We start from the raw sequence: 15,234 nt of genomic DNA on the forward strand, positions 1-15,234 counted from the left end.
TGGGCAAGTGCCTCGACGCCGCCGGCGGAGCCACAGCCAACGGCACCAAGGTGCAGCTCTGGGCCTGCCACGGTGGTGCCAACCAGGTCTGGCAGCCCTATAACGGCGGCTACCGCAACCCCGCCTCCGGCCGCTGCCTCGACGTTCCGGGTTCGTCCACAGCCGACGGCACACAACTGGTGCTGTGGGACTGCAACGGCGGCTCCAACCAGAAGTGGACCACTCTGACCACCGGATGAACCCCCGGCCCGGGATCTGAGCCCGCTCCGGGCTCGGATCCCGGGAGGACGCCCAGGGCGGCGCTCCCTCTGGTTGAACTCTGCCCGGGCACGCCCACCAGACTCCCCAGGCGCCGGTCGGGGGGTGCCGGCCGCATGGTGCGGCGTCGGCGAGTGGTGGACGCGCTACCGGGAGAACGAGAAGTACAGGGTTCGGCCGTAGTCGCCCGTCGCCGTGGTGGGGGCGCCGCTGGGGCCGAGCGCGGCCGGCGCGTCGAACTTGGTGCCGATGGCCGGGATGGCGTCGAGGAACGACAGGTCTCCCTCCGGGAAGGGCGGCGCGGTATGGCGGGGGTCGGGTCCGAACCGGGGGGTGAAGAGGCGCAGGTAGAGGTTCTCGTCCTCGCAGACGACGGTGAGGCGTCCGGCGGTGGTGTGCAGGGACGCCCAGCGGACGTTGGCGTGACAGCCCTTGAACTCCGGGTACACCCAGCCGTCGGCACCGGTCGCGGTGTCGTTGTACTGCTTCGTCCAGACGTCCGTCGCGACGCCGCGCAGCCGGTTCTTCCACACCCTGTGCGGTCCGTGGCCGAGCCATGTCACGCCGGTCACCTGCGATTCGGGATGGTCGAAGCCGACGCCGAAGAGGTCGTGCTCGCCGGTGAGGTGGTAGCGGTAGTCCAATTGCAGCCAGCCGCTGGGGTGCAGACGCCACCGGACGTGGCGCAGGACGCCGGAGTACTCGGCCTCCACCGTGTAGGCGTCGCCGTCGGGCCCGTGTGTCAGGCGGGTGAGGTCCGCTGTTCCGGTGGTGGGCAGCGGGCCGCGGGACAGAACGAAGTCCGCCCCTCGGTGGGTGACGCCGGCCAGCATGCCGGTCGTGGCGTCGAGCGTGACCATGGTGTGGCGGGACGCGAGGGTGAGCCTGTCGTCCGCGAGCCGGCCGCGTACGGCCGGTCCCGGGCCCGTCCGTACCAGTCGCCGGGCCTGGTCGGCGGCGGAGGCGATGGTCCATGTCCAGCGGCGGATCTCGCGGCCGTCGGCACCGGTGACGATGAGCGCCATGGCGTCGGCGCGCCGCCAGCCGGACGGCAGGGGCAGGCGCAGCACTCCTTGCGCGCCGGGCTCGATGTCGGGAGCTGAGGCAGTGCCCTGGGCCCGCACCGTGTGGCCGTTCCGCCGCTGCGCCGGGGTGCGGAAGTCCAGGAGCCGCCAAGTGAACCGGCAGGTACGGGTGTTGGTGAAGTCATAGTGGTTGGTGAGGCCGATCCGCCCGTCGAAGTCGTCCGGCAGGCCGGAGGTGAACCGCTCGGGCTCGGCGAGTTGTACGGGAGACCAGATGTCCTTGATCGTGTAGAAGCTGGCCTCCTTCTCGCGGAAGGGGCCGAGGATGCCGTCGGGTGCGGCGTTGCCCGCCACATCGACGGCGCCGCCGAGGTCGTCCCGCACGATGCCCTCGTCGATCAGTGACCACAGGAAGCCTCCGGCACAGAGCCGTTCACTGCCCATCAGCTTCCAGTAGTCGTCGAGCCCCGCGCCGGCGCCGCCGTCGTAGAGGCCGTGGAGGAACTCGGTGGGCATGAAGACGTCGCCCTGTTCCTGGAGGATGCGGCGCGTGCTGTCGTAGGTCTCGTAGTGGTCGGTGTTGATGCCGCCGAAGGTGGCCCAGGGGTGGAGAACGGTGCGCCGCTGGGGGTCGTGGCGGGCGTAGTCGTCGTCGAGGGCGGTGTTCCAGCCGCCCTCGTTGCCGTTGCACCAGAACAGGATCGACGGGTGGTTGACGTCACGGGTGACCATCTCGGCGACGAGGGGCCTGCCCGCCGCTTCGTCGTAGGACTTCTGCCAGCCGGCCAGTTCGTCGAGCACGTACAGCCCGAGTTCGTCGGCGAGGTCGAGGAAGTGCGGATCCGGCGGGTAATGGGACATCCGGACCGCGTTCATGTTCATCTCCCTCATCAGGAGGATGTCCTTGCGGCTGATGCGCGCGCTGGTCGCCCGGCCGGACGTGGGCCAGATGGTGTGCCGGTTGGCCCCCTTGAGGAGGATCCTGACGCCGTTGACGTACACGCCGTCGCCGGGGCGCACTTCGACGGTGCGGAAGCCGAATCTCTCGTCGACGCGGTGGACGGTGCGGCGGTCACCGGCGCGGAGCGCGACCTCGACGCGGTAGAGGTGCGGGGTCTCCGCCGTCCACTGCCGGGGGGAGCCGACAGTGGTCCTGAGGGTCACCGCCGTGGCTCCTGGAGCGACGGCCGCGGTGAACGGGGTGCCGACCGGGCTCCCGGAGAGGTCGGTGACCCGGGCGACGAGACGGTCGGCGGAACCGGTACCCGCCAGATGGGCGTCGATCCGCAGCGTGCCGTCGGCGCGGGCGTCGACGGCGATGCGTTCGATGTGCTGGAGCGGGAACGCCTCGAGATGGACGGGGCGGTAGATGCCACCGAAGTTCCAGTAGTCCCCGAGGCGTTCGGCCCGGTTGACGGAGTCGTCGGTGGACTCCTTGCTGACGGTCACCTCCAGGAGGTTGTCCTGCCCCGGACGCAGCTTTCCGGTCACCTCGTGCCGGAACCGGTAGAAGCCGCCGCGGTGGACGGGCCCGGCCGACTCGCCGTTGATCCACGCCTCGGTCTCGGTCATCGATCCCTCGAAGACGAGGAAGACGCGTCTGTCACGCCAGTGGGCGGGCGGCGTGAAGGTACGCCGGTAGCGGCCTTTCTCCTCCGGGCGCAGATTCCACCCGTAGTTGTACGTGCCGTATCCGTGGAATTCCCAGTTGGACGGAACCGGGATGCTGCCCCAACTGCCGCTGCGTCGCCCGCTGGTGCACAGGAAGTCCCAGTCGACCGGGTGGTCGGCGTCCTCGCCGGACAGGTACAGGCGCTCGGTGCGCGTGGAAGTGTCCGTTCCGTCGGCCGTCCCGGCCTCGGCGGCCCCGGCCGAGCCGGTAGGAAGGCCTCCGGCGAGGGCCGCGCCGGCTGCGCCCAGGATCAGAACGCCACGGCGTGAAAATCGCATGACATCTCCAGCCTTCAGAAACCATGTGGAGGGAACGGCGGGGACGTGCGTAAGCGCCAGAAGCCCTCTCAGCCCAGGGCGGGTGTCAGTTGAGGCGCCACTGCTGGTTGCTTCCGCCGTTGCAGTTCCACAGTTGGACCAGGGCGCCGCCGGCGGTGGAGGCGCCGGTCACATCCAGGCACAGGCCTGACTGGACGCCGGTGATGGTGCCGTCGGAGTTGCGGTTCCACTGCTGGTTGGTGCCGCCGTTGCAGTCCCAGATCGCGACTTTGGCGCCGGCCGTGGTGCCGGTCGCGTCGAGGCACTTCGCACCGCCGTAGACGGTGAGCTGCTTGGCCGACGTGCTGGTGAAGGTCTGGTTGGTGCCGCCGTTGCAGTCCCAGATCTGCGTCTGGGTTCCGTTGGTCCGCGAAGAGCCGGGCACGTCCAGGCACTTGCCGGAGCCGGTGGCGTGGACCGGACCTGTGGTGGCCCCGCCGGTGCCGTCGAGTCCGAAGAAGGCGATGGCCCGGGCCGCCATACCGCTGGAGGGCAGGGCGTGCCCGACACCCTGGATGCTGATCGCCTCGACCGGTGCCTGCGCGCCGGCGGAGCCGTAGCGGGTGCGGGTCCAGTTGGACTGCGGGGAGTCGGTGAAGACCGGGGTCTGGCTCACCCCGAGCACATTGGTCCACTGCTTGATCTCTTCACCGAAGTTCGCGTAGTACAGCGCTTCGTCCTCGGTGCCGTGCCACAGCTGCATCCGCGGCCGGGGGCCGGTGTACCCCGGGTAGGCGCCCCGGACGAGGTCGCCCCACTCCTGCGGGGTCTTGCTGATCCGGCCGGTGGCGCAGTCGGTGTTCCAGCCGGAGCCGTTGGTGGTGGCGAAGCAGCCGAACGGTACACCCATGAACGCCGCACCGGCCTTGAACAGGTCGGGGTAGTCGCCGAGCAGGACATTGGTCGTCATCGCGCCGGACGAGGCGCCGGTGACGTAGACCCGGCCGGCGTCGGCGTTCATGTTCTGCACGGTGTACCGGACCATCGAGGCGATGCTCGTGGGGTCACTGCCCCCGTCGTGCTTGAGAGCCTGGGGCGAGGAGACGTCGAAGCACTGCCCGCTGACGTTCGCGTCCGGGTAGACGACGATGAACCCGTACTGGTCGGCCAGGCGGGCGAACTCCGTGTTGGAGTGGAAGGCGGGCCCCGTTCCGGTGCAGTAGTGCACTGCCACCAGCACGGCCGGGCGTGCCGGAGCGTTGTCGGGCCGGTAGACGTACATCCGCAGATTGCCGGGGTTGCTACCGAAGTTGGTCACCTCGGTCAGTGACGCGGCCGACGCGGTGGTGGCCGAGGCGCCGGTCAGTACGAGCGCCGCGATGAGCGGCGAGATCGCCATCACCAGGGCCACCAGCACATCCGTGACGCTTCTCTTCTTGGACTTCCGGGACATGATGTGTCCTTTCTGGAATCCGGTCGGCCGGGGGAGGGCCAAGTGGTGAAGCGCTTCGACGTTTCCATTGACCTGGGGTGGTGTCAATGCCTCGTGGTAGGGCTACTGCCTTAGTGCCCCAAGGCATACGCCTTTCCCCTTTGGCGGGTCTACGTGCCGACAGAACTCCATGCGCCTGTCTGTCTCACCCGCGTGCAGGCCGTCTCGAGAAAGAGATGACCGAGCCTGGTTCCGTTTCGAAGCGCTTCGACAATAGGGGTCCAACGAGGGGCCGGCATGCGAGTGCGGGGGAACGTGGCGGGGCCGCAGGCCGTGATGGCCGCGGCCCCGCTCGGGTGGGTGGGTCAGGACGGGTCGCCGTACTGCAAGCCGCGTCCGTTGGTGCCGACGTAGACACGGCCGTAGGTGTCGGGGTCGCCGGTGATCACGCCGACGCCGCCGATGGCGCCCCACTGGTGGGCGTTGTCGTTGACGCGGAGCCAGGTGGCGCCCTTGTCGGTGGAGCGGAAGACGCCGGTGACGTCCTTGACGGTGCCGATCAGGTACAGGGCCTGGTAGTTGGTGCCGGGCTTGGCCTTGCCGAAGCCGAGGGCGGAGGCGGACCGCACCGACCTGAGGGTGGTGAAGGTCCGGCCGCCGTCGGTGGAGTGCAGCAGCCCCTTGCCGCCGCCGGCGATCCACAGGTCTCCGGCGATGCCGGGGACGGCCTTGAGCCGGCCGTCGGGCAGGCCCGTGGCGCGGGCGGTGAAGGTCGCGCCGCCGTCGGTGCTGGCGTAGAGCGTGCCGCCCGACAGCGAGTAGAAGGTCCTGGCCGAGGAGCGGTCGGCGACGACCACGGCGCCGTTGTCCAGGCCGCCGACCCTCGACCAGCTCGCCCCCTTGTCGGTGGAGCGGTAGGGGGCCTGTCCGGCCTGCGTCCAGACGAGGGTGGAGCCGTCCGCCGCGAGCGCGACATGCCCGTCCTGGGCACTGGGGACCGGCTCGGCCTTGAAGCCGGTCCAGCTGCGGCCGCCGTCGGTGGAGTAGGCGCCGTCCTGCGCGCCGCCACGGCCGACGCGGACCATCATCGAGGGCTTGGCCTGGGCGAAGTCGATGTCGGTGCTGTTGGTCATCATCGGGTTGCTCAGCCGCCCGGAGGGCACCTTGGTCAGGGAGTCATGCCGGAAGCCGCCCTGGTCGCCCATGGCGGTGATGACGGCGGCGCCGCCGGGAGGGGCGATCGCGTCGATCAGCGCGGTCTCCTCCAGCCCTCGGGCGCCCATGCTCCAGTGGCTGGTGCCGCCGCTGTCGGAGGCGGCTGCGTCCTTGCTGCGCAGGATGCCGTTGCCGGTGCCGTACAGCACGTGCCCGGAGTGGAAGGGATCGATGGCCAGGGCGGTCATCCAGTGCCCGGTGTGGGTGCCGACGTAAGGAGCGGCGGAGGCGTTGCGCTTGGACTTGTCGGCCAGTGCCTTCCAGGTCGTGCCGCCGTCGGTGCTGCGGTAGATCTCGTCCTCGGGCCACCAGCGGCCGAGGGTGGTGACCATCACCGTGGAGGGCTTGCGCGGGTCGACGGCCAGACCGGAGAACCCGTAGGAGCCCTTCGACGGGGAGATGCTCTTCCACGCCCCGCTCGCCGGCGTGTACTTCCACACCGAACCGCCCGTCACGCCGTTGGGGCCGAGGGCGTCGGTGTACGTCAGGTACAGCGAGCCGTCGCCGGAGAGAACGCCGTGCTGCGGCAGCTGGCCGGTGGGCTGCCCGGAGACGGCCTGCCAGGTGGTGCCGCCGTCGGTGGAGCGGTACAGGGAGGTGGACTTGTCCGCGACACCGACGTAGACCGTCCTGCTTCCGGCCGGGCCGTACGTCACGAAGGAGATGCCGGCGCCGCTGCCCGCCCCGTCCTTGACGGGGAACGAGGGGACCTGACTCCATGTCACGCCGTAGTCGGTGCTGCGCCACAGGCCGTTCTTGCGGGTGCCCAGCAGGAGCGTGCCGTGGTTCGCGGGGTCGATCACGAGCCGTTCGCCCGCGCCGCGGCCGTCCTCGTTGCCGCCGATCTTGAAGGGCAGATTCGTGCGCTTGAAGGTGCGGCCCCGGTCGGTGGAGCGCAGGATCGCGCCGTTGCCCGCCCACTCGTTGGTGTAGGTGCCCGCCGAGAGGTAGAGCCTCTTGGGGTCGACGGGGTCGGTGGCCACCGAGTCGATGCCCAGCAGGTTCCAGTCCTTCTCGCCGATCCAGTCGGTCAGCGGGATCCACTGCTCGGCCCCGGTGTCCCAGCGGTAGGCGCCGCCCATGTCGGTGCGCGCGTACAGCAGCCCCTTCTCCCGCTGGTTGAACACCAGTCCGGTGACATAACCACCGCCCACCACCTGGGCGTTCTTCCACACATACGGACCGGCCGCGGATGTGGTCCGCGCCGTGCCCGCCCCGGCCGCCCGGGTCGCGCCCACCTTCACCAGCTTCCACTGCTGGTTGGCGCTGTCTTGGCTCGGATACTGCACGACCTTGGCACCCTGAGCCGTGGAACCCCCAAAGACGCCCAGGACCAGGCCGCTTCCGCGGGAGGTGAAGGTGACGGCGTCGGAACCGCTCACCTGGTCGATCCGCCACTCCTGCGAGGCGGCGGAACTGTCGCTCTGCTGCTCGGCGGCCGCCTTCTCGGCGGTCGAACCGCCCGCTATGCCCAGCACTTTGCCGCTGTTGCGGTTGACCAGCTCGTAGTAGCCGTCCCCGGTGGGCTTCAGCCTCCATTGCTGGTTGGCGGTGTTCTGGTCGGTCCACTGCTGGATACGGGTGCCGTCGGCGGTGGAGAAACCGTCGACGTCCAGCACCTTGCCGCTGCGCAGGGAGACCAGCCGGTAGTAGGCATCGCCATCGACCGTCGCCGCCTGCGAGTCCTCCTGCGCGAACAGGAGATACGGCACGAGAACGGCGGGCACGCCGAGCAGCAGACCGGTCGCGGTCCAGCGGCGGCGGTGACGCCCGCGGCGCCCGCCGTTCATGGGGTTGTTCATGGGGAGGCGTTCTCCTTGCACACTGTTCAACAGAGGAAAGCGGGATCCCGACCTCGTACGTGGCCGGATCCGCTCCCTTGTCGTCACAGGTTCCGCGCAGGTTGCCGCGAGCCGGAAACTTTTTCAGATCACCTCGTGGCGCGACAGGCGCTGAACAGCGTCTGGATGACGCTGTTCCAGGAGTCGCGGTGTGCTCTTCTCGGCCTACGCCGCCTCCTGTTGATCAGCCGGCTGGAGGAAGGCTCGTGTCGGGCTCCGTGCGGGTGATGCGCAGCAGCGCCGCGGAGGGCGCGGTGGGCAGGGTCACGGTGAGGTCGGTCGTGTCCGGGTTCCAGACGGCGAGGGCCTGAGTCGCGGCGGGGTACAGCACCTCGGCACGGGTCGCGCCGCCCGCCCGTTCAGGCAGCCGGAGGGTGGTGGTGACCTCGCCGCCCGAGCGGCGCCAGACGGTGAGGTAGGTGGTGGCGGGGGTGTGCAGGGCCAGGGCGATCCAGGGGTCGTCCCAGCCGGGAAGGCCGAGCGGCCAGGACGGCACGGCCTCCGGCAGGTCGGCGCGGACGGCTTTGTACACGGTGACCGCCTCGTGGACCAGGGCTTGGGCCTCGGGCCCCAGTTCCGGCAGGTGGCCGGAGAGGTGGATGCGGCCCAGGAGGGCGCCGGCCATGGTGAAGGCGACCTCGTCGAGGGAGTCCTCCGGCTGCGGATAGGCCCACACGGCGCCTTGCTCGGGGGTGACGGCGGTGGGTGCGGAGGCCGCGATGGGCGGGTAGAGCCGCAGGTTCTGTTGGTCGCTGGTGGACTGCAGTTGCAGCCGTGACAGCAGGGCGTGGTCCCATCGCATGCCGCCCGAGGCGCAATTCTCCACCACCAGGTGCGGATGACGGTCCAGGATGCCGTCCAGCCAGTCGAGGTGCGCCCGGTTGTGGCCGAGCAGACCGGCGCCCGGGGTCTCGCCGGGGTGGGCGCTGGTGCCGGAGCCGGGGTCGATGTTGTGGTCGAGCTTGAGGTAGCCGACGCCCCATTCGCCGACCAGGCGGTCAACGACCTGGTCCAGGTGGGCGCGGGCCGCCGGGTGGCGCAGGTCCAGGTGGTGCCGGCCGGTCTCCGTGAGGCGGACGCCCTGGCGCCGGAAGAACGCCTCGTCGGGCAGGGACTTGGCCATGGGGCTGTCGACGCCGATGACTTCAGGCTCCAGCCACAGGCCGGGGACCATGCCGCGTTCCCGGATGCGGTCCAGCACCTCGTGGATCCCCTTTTCACCGGGGAAGCGGGAGGCGGCCGGCTCCCAGGCGCCGACGGTGGTCCACCAGCCGCCGTTGTCGCCGTCGTACCAGCCCGCGTCGATGACGAAGTACTCGGCGCCGGCCTCGGCCGCCGCGTCGATCAGCGGCAGCAGTTTGCCGGTGGTGGGGTCGCCCATCAGGCAGTTCATGTAGTCGTTGAAGATGACGGGCAGATGCCGGTGGTCGGCGTGGGGGCGGCGGTGGGCGCGGCGGTAGCGGGTGAGCGCGGCGAACGCGGCGTCGGGGCCGCCGTCGGCGCTGAAGGACAGGGCGGCGGGTACGGTGCGGAAAGCGGCGCCGGGTTCCAGGGCTTGGCGCCAGCCGTGGTGGGCGTCGGTGGGTCCGAACAGCGCCGCGTAGGCCGCCCGGTCGTGTTCTTGGCACTCCCAGCGCCAGCCCCCTCCGTTGTGCTCGATCTGCCACACCCAGGTGCGGCCGGTCCGCCGGTCCGTCAGGCCGCCCATGGGCAGGTGTCCGCAACTGGACCACGTGCCCTGGCCGTTCAGGGCGAAGCCGGCCTTGCCGTGCCCGTACTCCACGCGTCCGCTGACGCCGGGTGTGGTCCGGCGCATCGGCTGCCGCTGCCAGCGGCACTCGGAGAGCCAGTCGTTGTCCGCCCACATCAGGTCGACTGCGTCGATGGAGGCCGGGTCCTGCGGGGTGAGGCAGCCCACCGTGAGTGAGCTGACCGACTCCAGGTGCAGTGTGGTCGGCCCTTCGTTGCGCAGGGTCACTTCGCTGCGGAGCACGGGGATGCCGTCCGGCGACCGGTAGGTGACCTCTGCGGCCAACCCGGTCTCGGGGTCGTGGAGATGCACGGTCAGCGTGTGCCAGTCGCCGTCGCGGGCCGCGCGGTGGGCGCGGTGGCGCAGCCGACCGCCGAGAGCGGTCCCGGTCAGACGGCTGCCCGACCAGTCACGGCCGTGACCTGCGGCCGTCACCTCGACCAGCGGCAGGGACGCGCCGGGGTCGCTGCCCGCTTCGTGGGGCAGTCCGAGATGCGTCAGGCGGGCGCTGCCGTCGTCGCCGAGGACGAACTCGAGATGCAGGGCGTCGTGACCCCAGCAGAAGCTCCGCTGATCGTTCTCCATGGTGTCCTTTCCAGGTCAGGGGCTGCGTGGGACCGCGCAGCCACCGGGCGGCGGTTCGTGGGCTGTGCGGCCGGTGTCTCGGTTCGGGGCCGTGTTCGCAGACGGACTCGACGGGGTGGTGTGCGGCGCGGTGACGCATAGGGCAGCGCGGCGCCAGAAGCCCACGGCGCCAAGGAGTGAGCCGTACGGTCGCCGGCCGGTCCGGTCCCGTGTCCGGAGGGCGGCGGCCAGTGGAGTCGATGCGCTTCGACGTTTCTTGTGAGACTACGACCGTGTTCCCGGGGGTGGCAATGGATCGCAAAGGTCACTTTTCGATAACATGCGCGGTCGGGCGGGAGGGCGCCCAACGCCCTCCATGCGGCTTTATCCCATGTGAACCGCCATCCTGGGAAGCCTCTGAGGGAGGAACACCGACGCCGCAAGAACGACTCCCGACGGCTGTGGGGCTTGTGAGTGACACGCCACCCAGCGTCATGGCGTCGTCGAAGCGCTTCGACCACTGGGCGTCCGCACGGCGTATCCGCAGGAGCCGCGTGGGCAACTCCGGCATGTCCGGCGCGCGGCCGCATGCGCGCCGGCGCGTCAAGGGAAAGTGACCTGCGGTTCCCCGCATCGCTCAGGCAACGCTGCGCCCACCCCGGCCGGCCCGGCCACACCGGCCACCCCGGATGTACGGACCCTGCCGCCCCGAACCCGTCGTCACCTGCCCACGGGATCACCCTCGGCACCGTCGCCGAGGCTGCGCAGCGCCATGTGGCCGCCGTGGTGCAGCGGACCGCCCGGCCGCAGACGGGTCACCTCGTGCCCCGTCTCCGCGTCGAAGAGGTGCACCTCGCCGTGGCCGCCCCGGCTGACGGCGATCCAGTCGGACCCCGGTGAGGCGGCCACCGCCCGGCGCTGGACGCCCTCCCAGGGGGTGCCGCCGCGACGCGGAGCACCCTGCATGGCCGGCAGGGGAACCCGGCGGACGGTGCCGTCGGTGCCCAGGAGGACCAGTTCGTCGCCGTCGGGGTGGATGCGGGTGAAGGCGGTGTGGCGCCGGGCCAGGGCCAGCCGGAAGACGAGCCCGGGGCCGAGTTCCGTGTGCAGCGTGCGGCCCGACTCCAGGTCGTGCCGCCACGCCTGGTTGGTCCATTCCGGCCAGCGCAGCGGGTCCGGGTCGCCGCCGCGCAGCGTGCTCCACAGCGCCCGCCGGCGGGTGTCGAGCCGGAGGTACCAGCCGCGTGCGGGTGACCCCCAGGGGATGACCGCCTCGTGGACGAGTACGTCGCCCTTCCTCCGGGCCCGGTGCACTCCCTCGCCCGTGGCCGCGAACACCTCTCCCGTGCCGGGTACCTGCGCGTCCCCGTGGCCGTCGTCCGGCAACGGCAGGACCGCGTGCGGTGTGGCCTCGGGGCAGCCGGGCGGTGCCGCGAGGAGGTCGGCGAACCGGTGGACGGCCAGCTCCCCGGGCTGCCGGTGCCGGAGCACGATCAGCGGATCGTCGCCGCCCGGCACCGTCACGCCCGGTTCGCCGACGCGGGTGCGCACCCGGGCCGTGTCTCCGGTCTCCAGGTCGAGCACGGTCAGCAGGTCCGACCACGGTTCGGCGTTCTCGCCCAGTCCGGTGGTGACGGCCAGCCGGCGACCGGACGGGTCGCAGGCGAGGTGCTCGGCCGGCACGGCGACCGGGACCGCGCGTTCCACGAGCCTCTCGGCGAACGGATCGAGTACCAGCAGCTCCCCTCGACGGTCGTCGACGCAGGCCACCCGCCCGCCCGGCAGCGCCAGGAACCCGGCGTGCTCGGAGAGGTGACGGCCGGTGAGGCGTCCCACGACGGTGCCGTCCGGCACGGTCAGCACGTGGACGGATCCGTCCACGTGGTCGGAGACGAGCAGGACGGGTGCGGGCATGGGTCCCTCCGAAAACCAATTTGATGAAAACGATTATCATGTATCTTCGGTGCGTTCCCGGTATCCGAGAAAGAGCGAGGGCATCGATGCTGCGCGCACCGTCGAGATTCGTCCGTGGCTGGATCACCGCAGCGATGGTGGGTTCCGTGCTGGTCGGCTGCGGCTCGTCCCCCGACGAATCCGCGAGCGACAAGGCCGGGCCGACGGCGAGGACGGACGTCGGCGTCGAACCCATCAAGGCGTCCCTGGAGTTGACCGACACCAACGGCGTCGAGGTCTCCCTGAAGAAGGAACCCGAGCGGATCGCCTGCCTGTTCGCGCTCTGCGACGACATCCTGACCGAGCTGGGCATCGTCCCGACGGCCACCAACAGCGCGTTGCTCGCCCACCCGGACTTCCTGGGGGAGGAGAAGGCCAAGGAGGTCGACGTCATCCCCGGCGGATTCATCGCCCCGGAGGTGGAGGCGATCCTCTCCCACAAGCCCGACCTCGTGATCGGCTTGGGGGACACGCACGGCAAGCTCGCCCCGGCGCTCAAGGGAGCCACGACGTTCTGGGCCATGCAGCCCGAGACGTGGGAGGACAGCGTCGGCTACCTGCGCGATGTCGCCGCGCTGACCGGGCGCACCGCCGAGGGCGAGAAGGCCGAGAAGACCTTCCGGACCGGACTCGCCGCCGCCGAGAAGGCCCCCAGCGACAAGACCGCCCTCATCATCTACGGCAGTGACGAGAACTTCGGCGTCGCGACCCCGGAATCCGACGTGGTCGCCGGGCTCTTCCCCAAGATCGCCCGGTATCCGTGGAAGTCCCGTGGCGTGCAGGGCAGTTACAGCCTCGAAGAGATCCTCGCCCAGGACGTCGACGTGCTGTTCGTCGAGACGCTGAGCTTCGGTGACGCGGACGGCAAACTGTCGGAGAAGCTGGCCGAGAACCCGCTCTGGGGCAAGATCCCGGCGGTGCGGAACGGCGACGTCCACGAGGTGAACTCGGAGGTGTGGGCCAAGGGCCGCGGCACCCGCTCACTCGGCATCGTCCTCGACGAGGCCACGGCCGCCCTGCGGTGAGGACGCCCCTCTCGGCACCCGGCGCGCCGGGCGGACAGCGGGCCTCGCGCGGCGCGCGCAGGGGGCAGCCGCTCCTGGTGGTCGTCCTGCTGGCCGTCTCCTCGGTCTGCGCGCTCAGCCTCGGCACCCCCTACGTCCCACCGCACCGGCTGGTCGCCGCGATGCTGGAGGGAGACACGCTCGCCGGGATCGTCGTCACCGAACTGCGCCTGCCCCGACTGGTGCTGGCACTCGTCGCCGGAGCCTGTCTGGGCGCGGCCGGGCTCGTGCTCCAGGAGGCCCTGCGCAACCCCCTGGCGGTGCCGGAGATGCTGGGCGTGTCGTCCGGTGCCGCTCTGGGGGTGGCCGCGCCGCTGGTGCTGAGCCTGTCGCTGCCCGCCGCCGTCCAGCCGATGGCGGCCATCGGCGGGGCCGCGCTGGGTGGCGGTCTCACGCTCCTGGCCGCCGGGCTCGGCCGCGGTCCGTCCGCGGTGCTGCTGACCGGCGCCGCGGTGGCGGCCGCGTTGCAGGCCGCGCTGCTCGTCCTGATGGCCATGGCCGACCAGTTGGACCTCCAGCTCATCTACCGTTACCTGCTCGGCTCCCTGTCCGGCCGGACCTGGGACGACGTGGCGGGTCTGTGGCCGTGGCTGCTCGTCGCGGCCCCCGCGCTCGTGCTGTGCGCGCCGGTGCTGTCGGTGATGCGGCTGGGCGACGAGGACGCCGAGGCGCTGGGTGTGCGCGCGCAGCGCGCCCGGCTGGCGGCACTGGCCATCGCGGTGGTGCTGATCGCCCCGGTGACGGCCGTGTGCGGGCCCGTCGCGTGGGTGGGCTTCCTCGCCCCGCACCTGGCCCGGTGGTTCAACCCGGCGGTGGGGGCGGTGCGCTGGCTTGTGTGGTCCGCCCTCTGGGGCGCGGTCGCCGTGGCCGTCGCCGACCTCCCGGCCCGGCTGGCGCTCGCGCCCGTGGAGACACCGGCCGGCGCCTGGACGGCCTTGCTGGGGGTGCCGGCCGGCATCGCGCTGATGCGGTCGGGCGGTCGCGGTCGGGCGGCCCGGCGCCGGCCGACCGCCTCGGCCGCGGTGCGCGAGCCGCTGCCCGGGCCGGGGGAGGCGGCTTCGGGTGTCGCGGCCGAGGTCCCTGGCGCGCGGGCGTCGGGTGACGTCAGCGCGGACGCGTCCGACGTGCCCGGCGACGGCTGCCCGCCTCCTTCCGGGGCGACCAGGACGGAGGACGTACGGTGACCCGGCGATTCGTGGCCCTCGCGGCACTGGCCGTCGTGTGCGCCGGGGTGGAGCTGGTGGCCGGGCGCGGCATGTCCCCGGGCGTGGCCTGGGACGTCCTGAACGGTGGCGGTGACGCGACGGAGCGCCACATCCTGTTCCAACTGCGCCTGCCCAGGCTGCTGGTGGCTCTCGTCACCGGCGCCTGTCTCGCCGTCGCGGGGCTGGTCCTCCAGTCCGCCCTGCGCAACCCCCTCGGCGGGCCCGAGGTGACGGGTGTGACCCCGGGGGCGGTGCTCGGAGCCGTCACCGCGACCGCCCTGGGGCTCGCCGGGTGGGACTCGCCCCTGGCCGTGGTCCTCGCCGCGTGCGCGGGCGGGTGTGCCGGAGCCGCGCTGCTGTGGCTGCTCACCGGCCGTGGACGCGGTGACCCCGCGCAGACCGCCGTGCACGGAGTGCTGGTGTCGGCGGTGCTCGGCGGACTCACCGCCATGGTGCTCCTCGTGAAGCCGGGCGAACTCGGCAGTGTCGTCCAGTGGCTGGTGGGCACCACGGAGGGCCGGGTCTGGCAGCACTGGCACCTGTTGTGGCCGTGGGCCCTCGTCTGGGGGATCGCGGCCTGGTCGTCGGCCGGGCCGTTGACCCTGCTGCGCTGCGGGGACGACATCGCCCTGGCCGCCGGCCTCTCGGTCCGCCCGGCCCGGACCCTGGCCCTGCTGAGCGCGGTGGCGCTGACAGCGGGTGCGGTGGCCGCCGTCGGGGCGCTGGGCTTCGTGGGACTGCTCGTTCCGCACCTGGCCGTGGCCGTCTTCGGTGCGGACCTGCGGGTGAGCCTGCCCGGCGCCGCCCTGGTGGGCGCGGTGGTGGTGTGCGGGGCGGACGCGGCGGCGCAGCTGTCCTCGCGGCTGCTGGCGGGGGCGCTGGACTCCGGACGGCTCACGCTGCCGGTCGGGGCGCTCACCGCCTGCCTCGGCGCCGCGTTGCTGCTGGTCGTCGTGCGCCGCACACCGAGCCGTACGTTCTGACGTCGAATCGAGGAC

At 71.5% G+C, this 15,234-nt stretch carries 9 protein-coding genes; 4 read left to right on the forward strand and 5 right to left on the reverse strand.

The genetic code is table 11. The features are described 5' to 3' along the window. Positions 1-239, forward strand: a 239-nt coding sequence (locus AB0I06_RS29505) for an RICIN domain-containing protein (RefSeq protein ID WP_363121884.1), incomplete at its 5' end; no start/stop codon positions are given. Between the two features lie 165 nt (positions 240-404). Here the strand turns inward: AB0I06_RS29505 and AB0I06_RS29510 are convergent. From AB0I06_RS29510 to AB0I06_RS29530, 5 genes are all read right to left on the reverse strand, one after another. Continuing rightward, on the reverse strand, positions 405-3,233 hold the full coding sequence (locus AB0I06_RS29510) for a glycoside hydrolase family 2 TIM barrel-domain containing protein (protein ID WP_363121885.1): 2,829 nt from the start codon (positions 3,231-3,233) through the stop codon (positions 405-407). Positions 3,234-3,318: 85 nt separating this feature from the next. Further along, positions 3,319-4,665, reverse strand: a complete 1,347-nt coding sequence (locus tag AB0I06_RS29515) for a PHB depolymerase family esterase (RefSeq protein ID WP_363121886.1) — start codon at positions 4,663-4,665, stop codon at positions 3,319-3,321. Between the two features lie 344 nt (positions 4,666-5,009). Beyond that, a complete protein-coding gene (locus AB0I06_RS29520) occupies positions 5,010-7,661 on the reverse strand; it encodes an RICIN domain-containing protein (protein WP_363121887.1) in 2,652 nt (883 codons plus the stop codon). Between the two features lie 223 nt (positions 7,662-7,884). Further along, positions 7,885-10,035 carry an alpha-galactosidase gene (locus AB0I06_RS29525; protein WP_363121888.1) on the reverse strand — a complete coding sequence of 717 codons (2,151 nt, stop codon included), beginning with the start codon at positions 10,033-10,035 and terminating at the stop codon, positions 7,885-7,887. A 699-nt stretch (positions 10,036-10,734) separates the two neighbouring features. Next, on the reverse strand, positions 10,735-11,928 hold the full coding sequence (locus AB0I06_RS29530) for a hypothetical protein (RefSeq protein WP_363121889.1): 1,194 nt from the start codon (positions 11,926-11,928) through the stop codon (positions 10,735-10,737). Positions 11,929-12,014: 86 nt separating this feature from the next. Here AB0I06_RS29530 and AB0I06_RS29535 point away from each other — a divergent pair, with 86 nt between their 5' ends. The 3 genes from AB0I06_RS29535 to AB0I06_RS29545 all read left to right on the forward strand — a co-directional run bounded on the left by AB0I06_RS29535 (position 12,015) and on the right by AB0I06_RS29545 (position 15,219). Continuing rightward, the gene (locus tag AB0I06_RS29535) at positions 12,015-12,992 is read left to right on the forward strand and encodes an ABC transporter substrate-binding protein (RefSeq protein WP_363121890.1); all 978 of its coding nucleotides are present in this window, start codon (positions 12,015-12,017) and stop codon (positions 12,990-12,992) included. Positions 12,993-13,069: 77 nt separating this feature from the next. After that, the gene (locus tag AB0I06_RS29540) at positions 13,070-14,215 is read left to right on the forward strand and encodes an iron ABC transporter permease (protein ID WP_363121964.1); all 1,146 of its coding nucleotides are present in this window, start codon (positions 13,070-13,072) and stop codon (positions 14,213-14,215) included. Then, positions 14,212-15,219, forward strand: coding sequence for an iron ABC transporter permease (locus tag AB0I06_RS29545; protein WP_363121891.1), 1,008 nt, complete (start codon positions 14,212-14,214; stop codon positions 15,217-15,219). Before AB0I06_RS29540 ends, AB0I06_RS29545 begins: the two co-directional genes overlap by 4 nt. Positions 15,220-15,234 lie beyond the last annotated feature (15 nt).

Origin of the sequence: Streptomyces sp. NPDC050674, from assembly GCF_040654575.1 — a bacterium.
GTDB lineage: Bacteria > Actinomycetota > Actinomycetes > Streptomycetales > Streptomycetaceae > Streptomyces.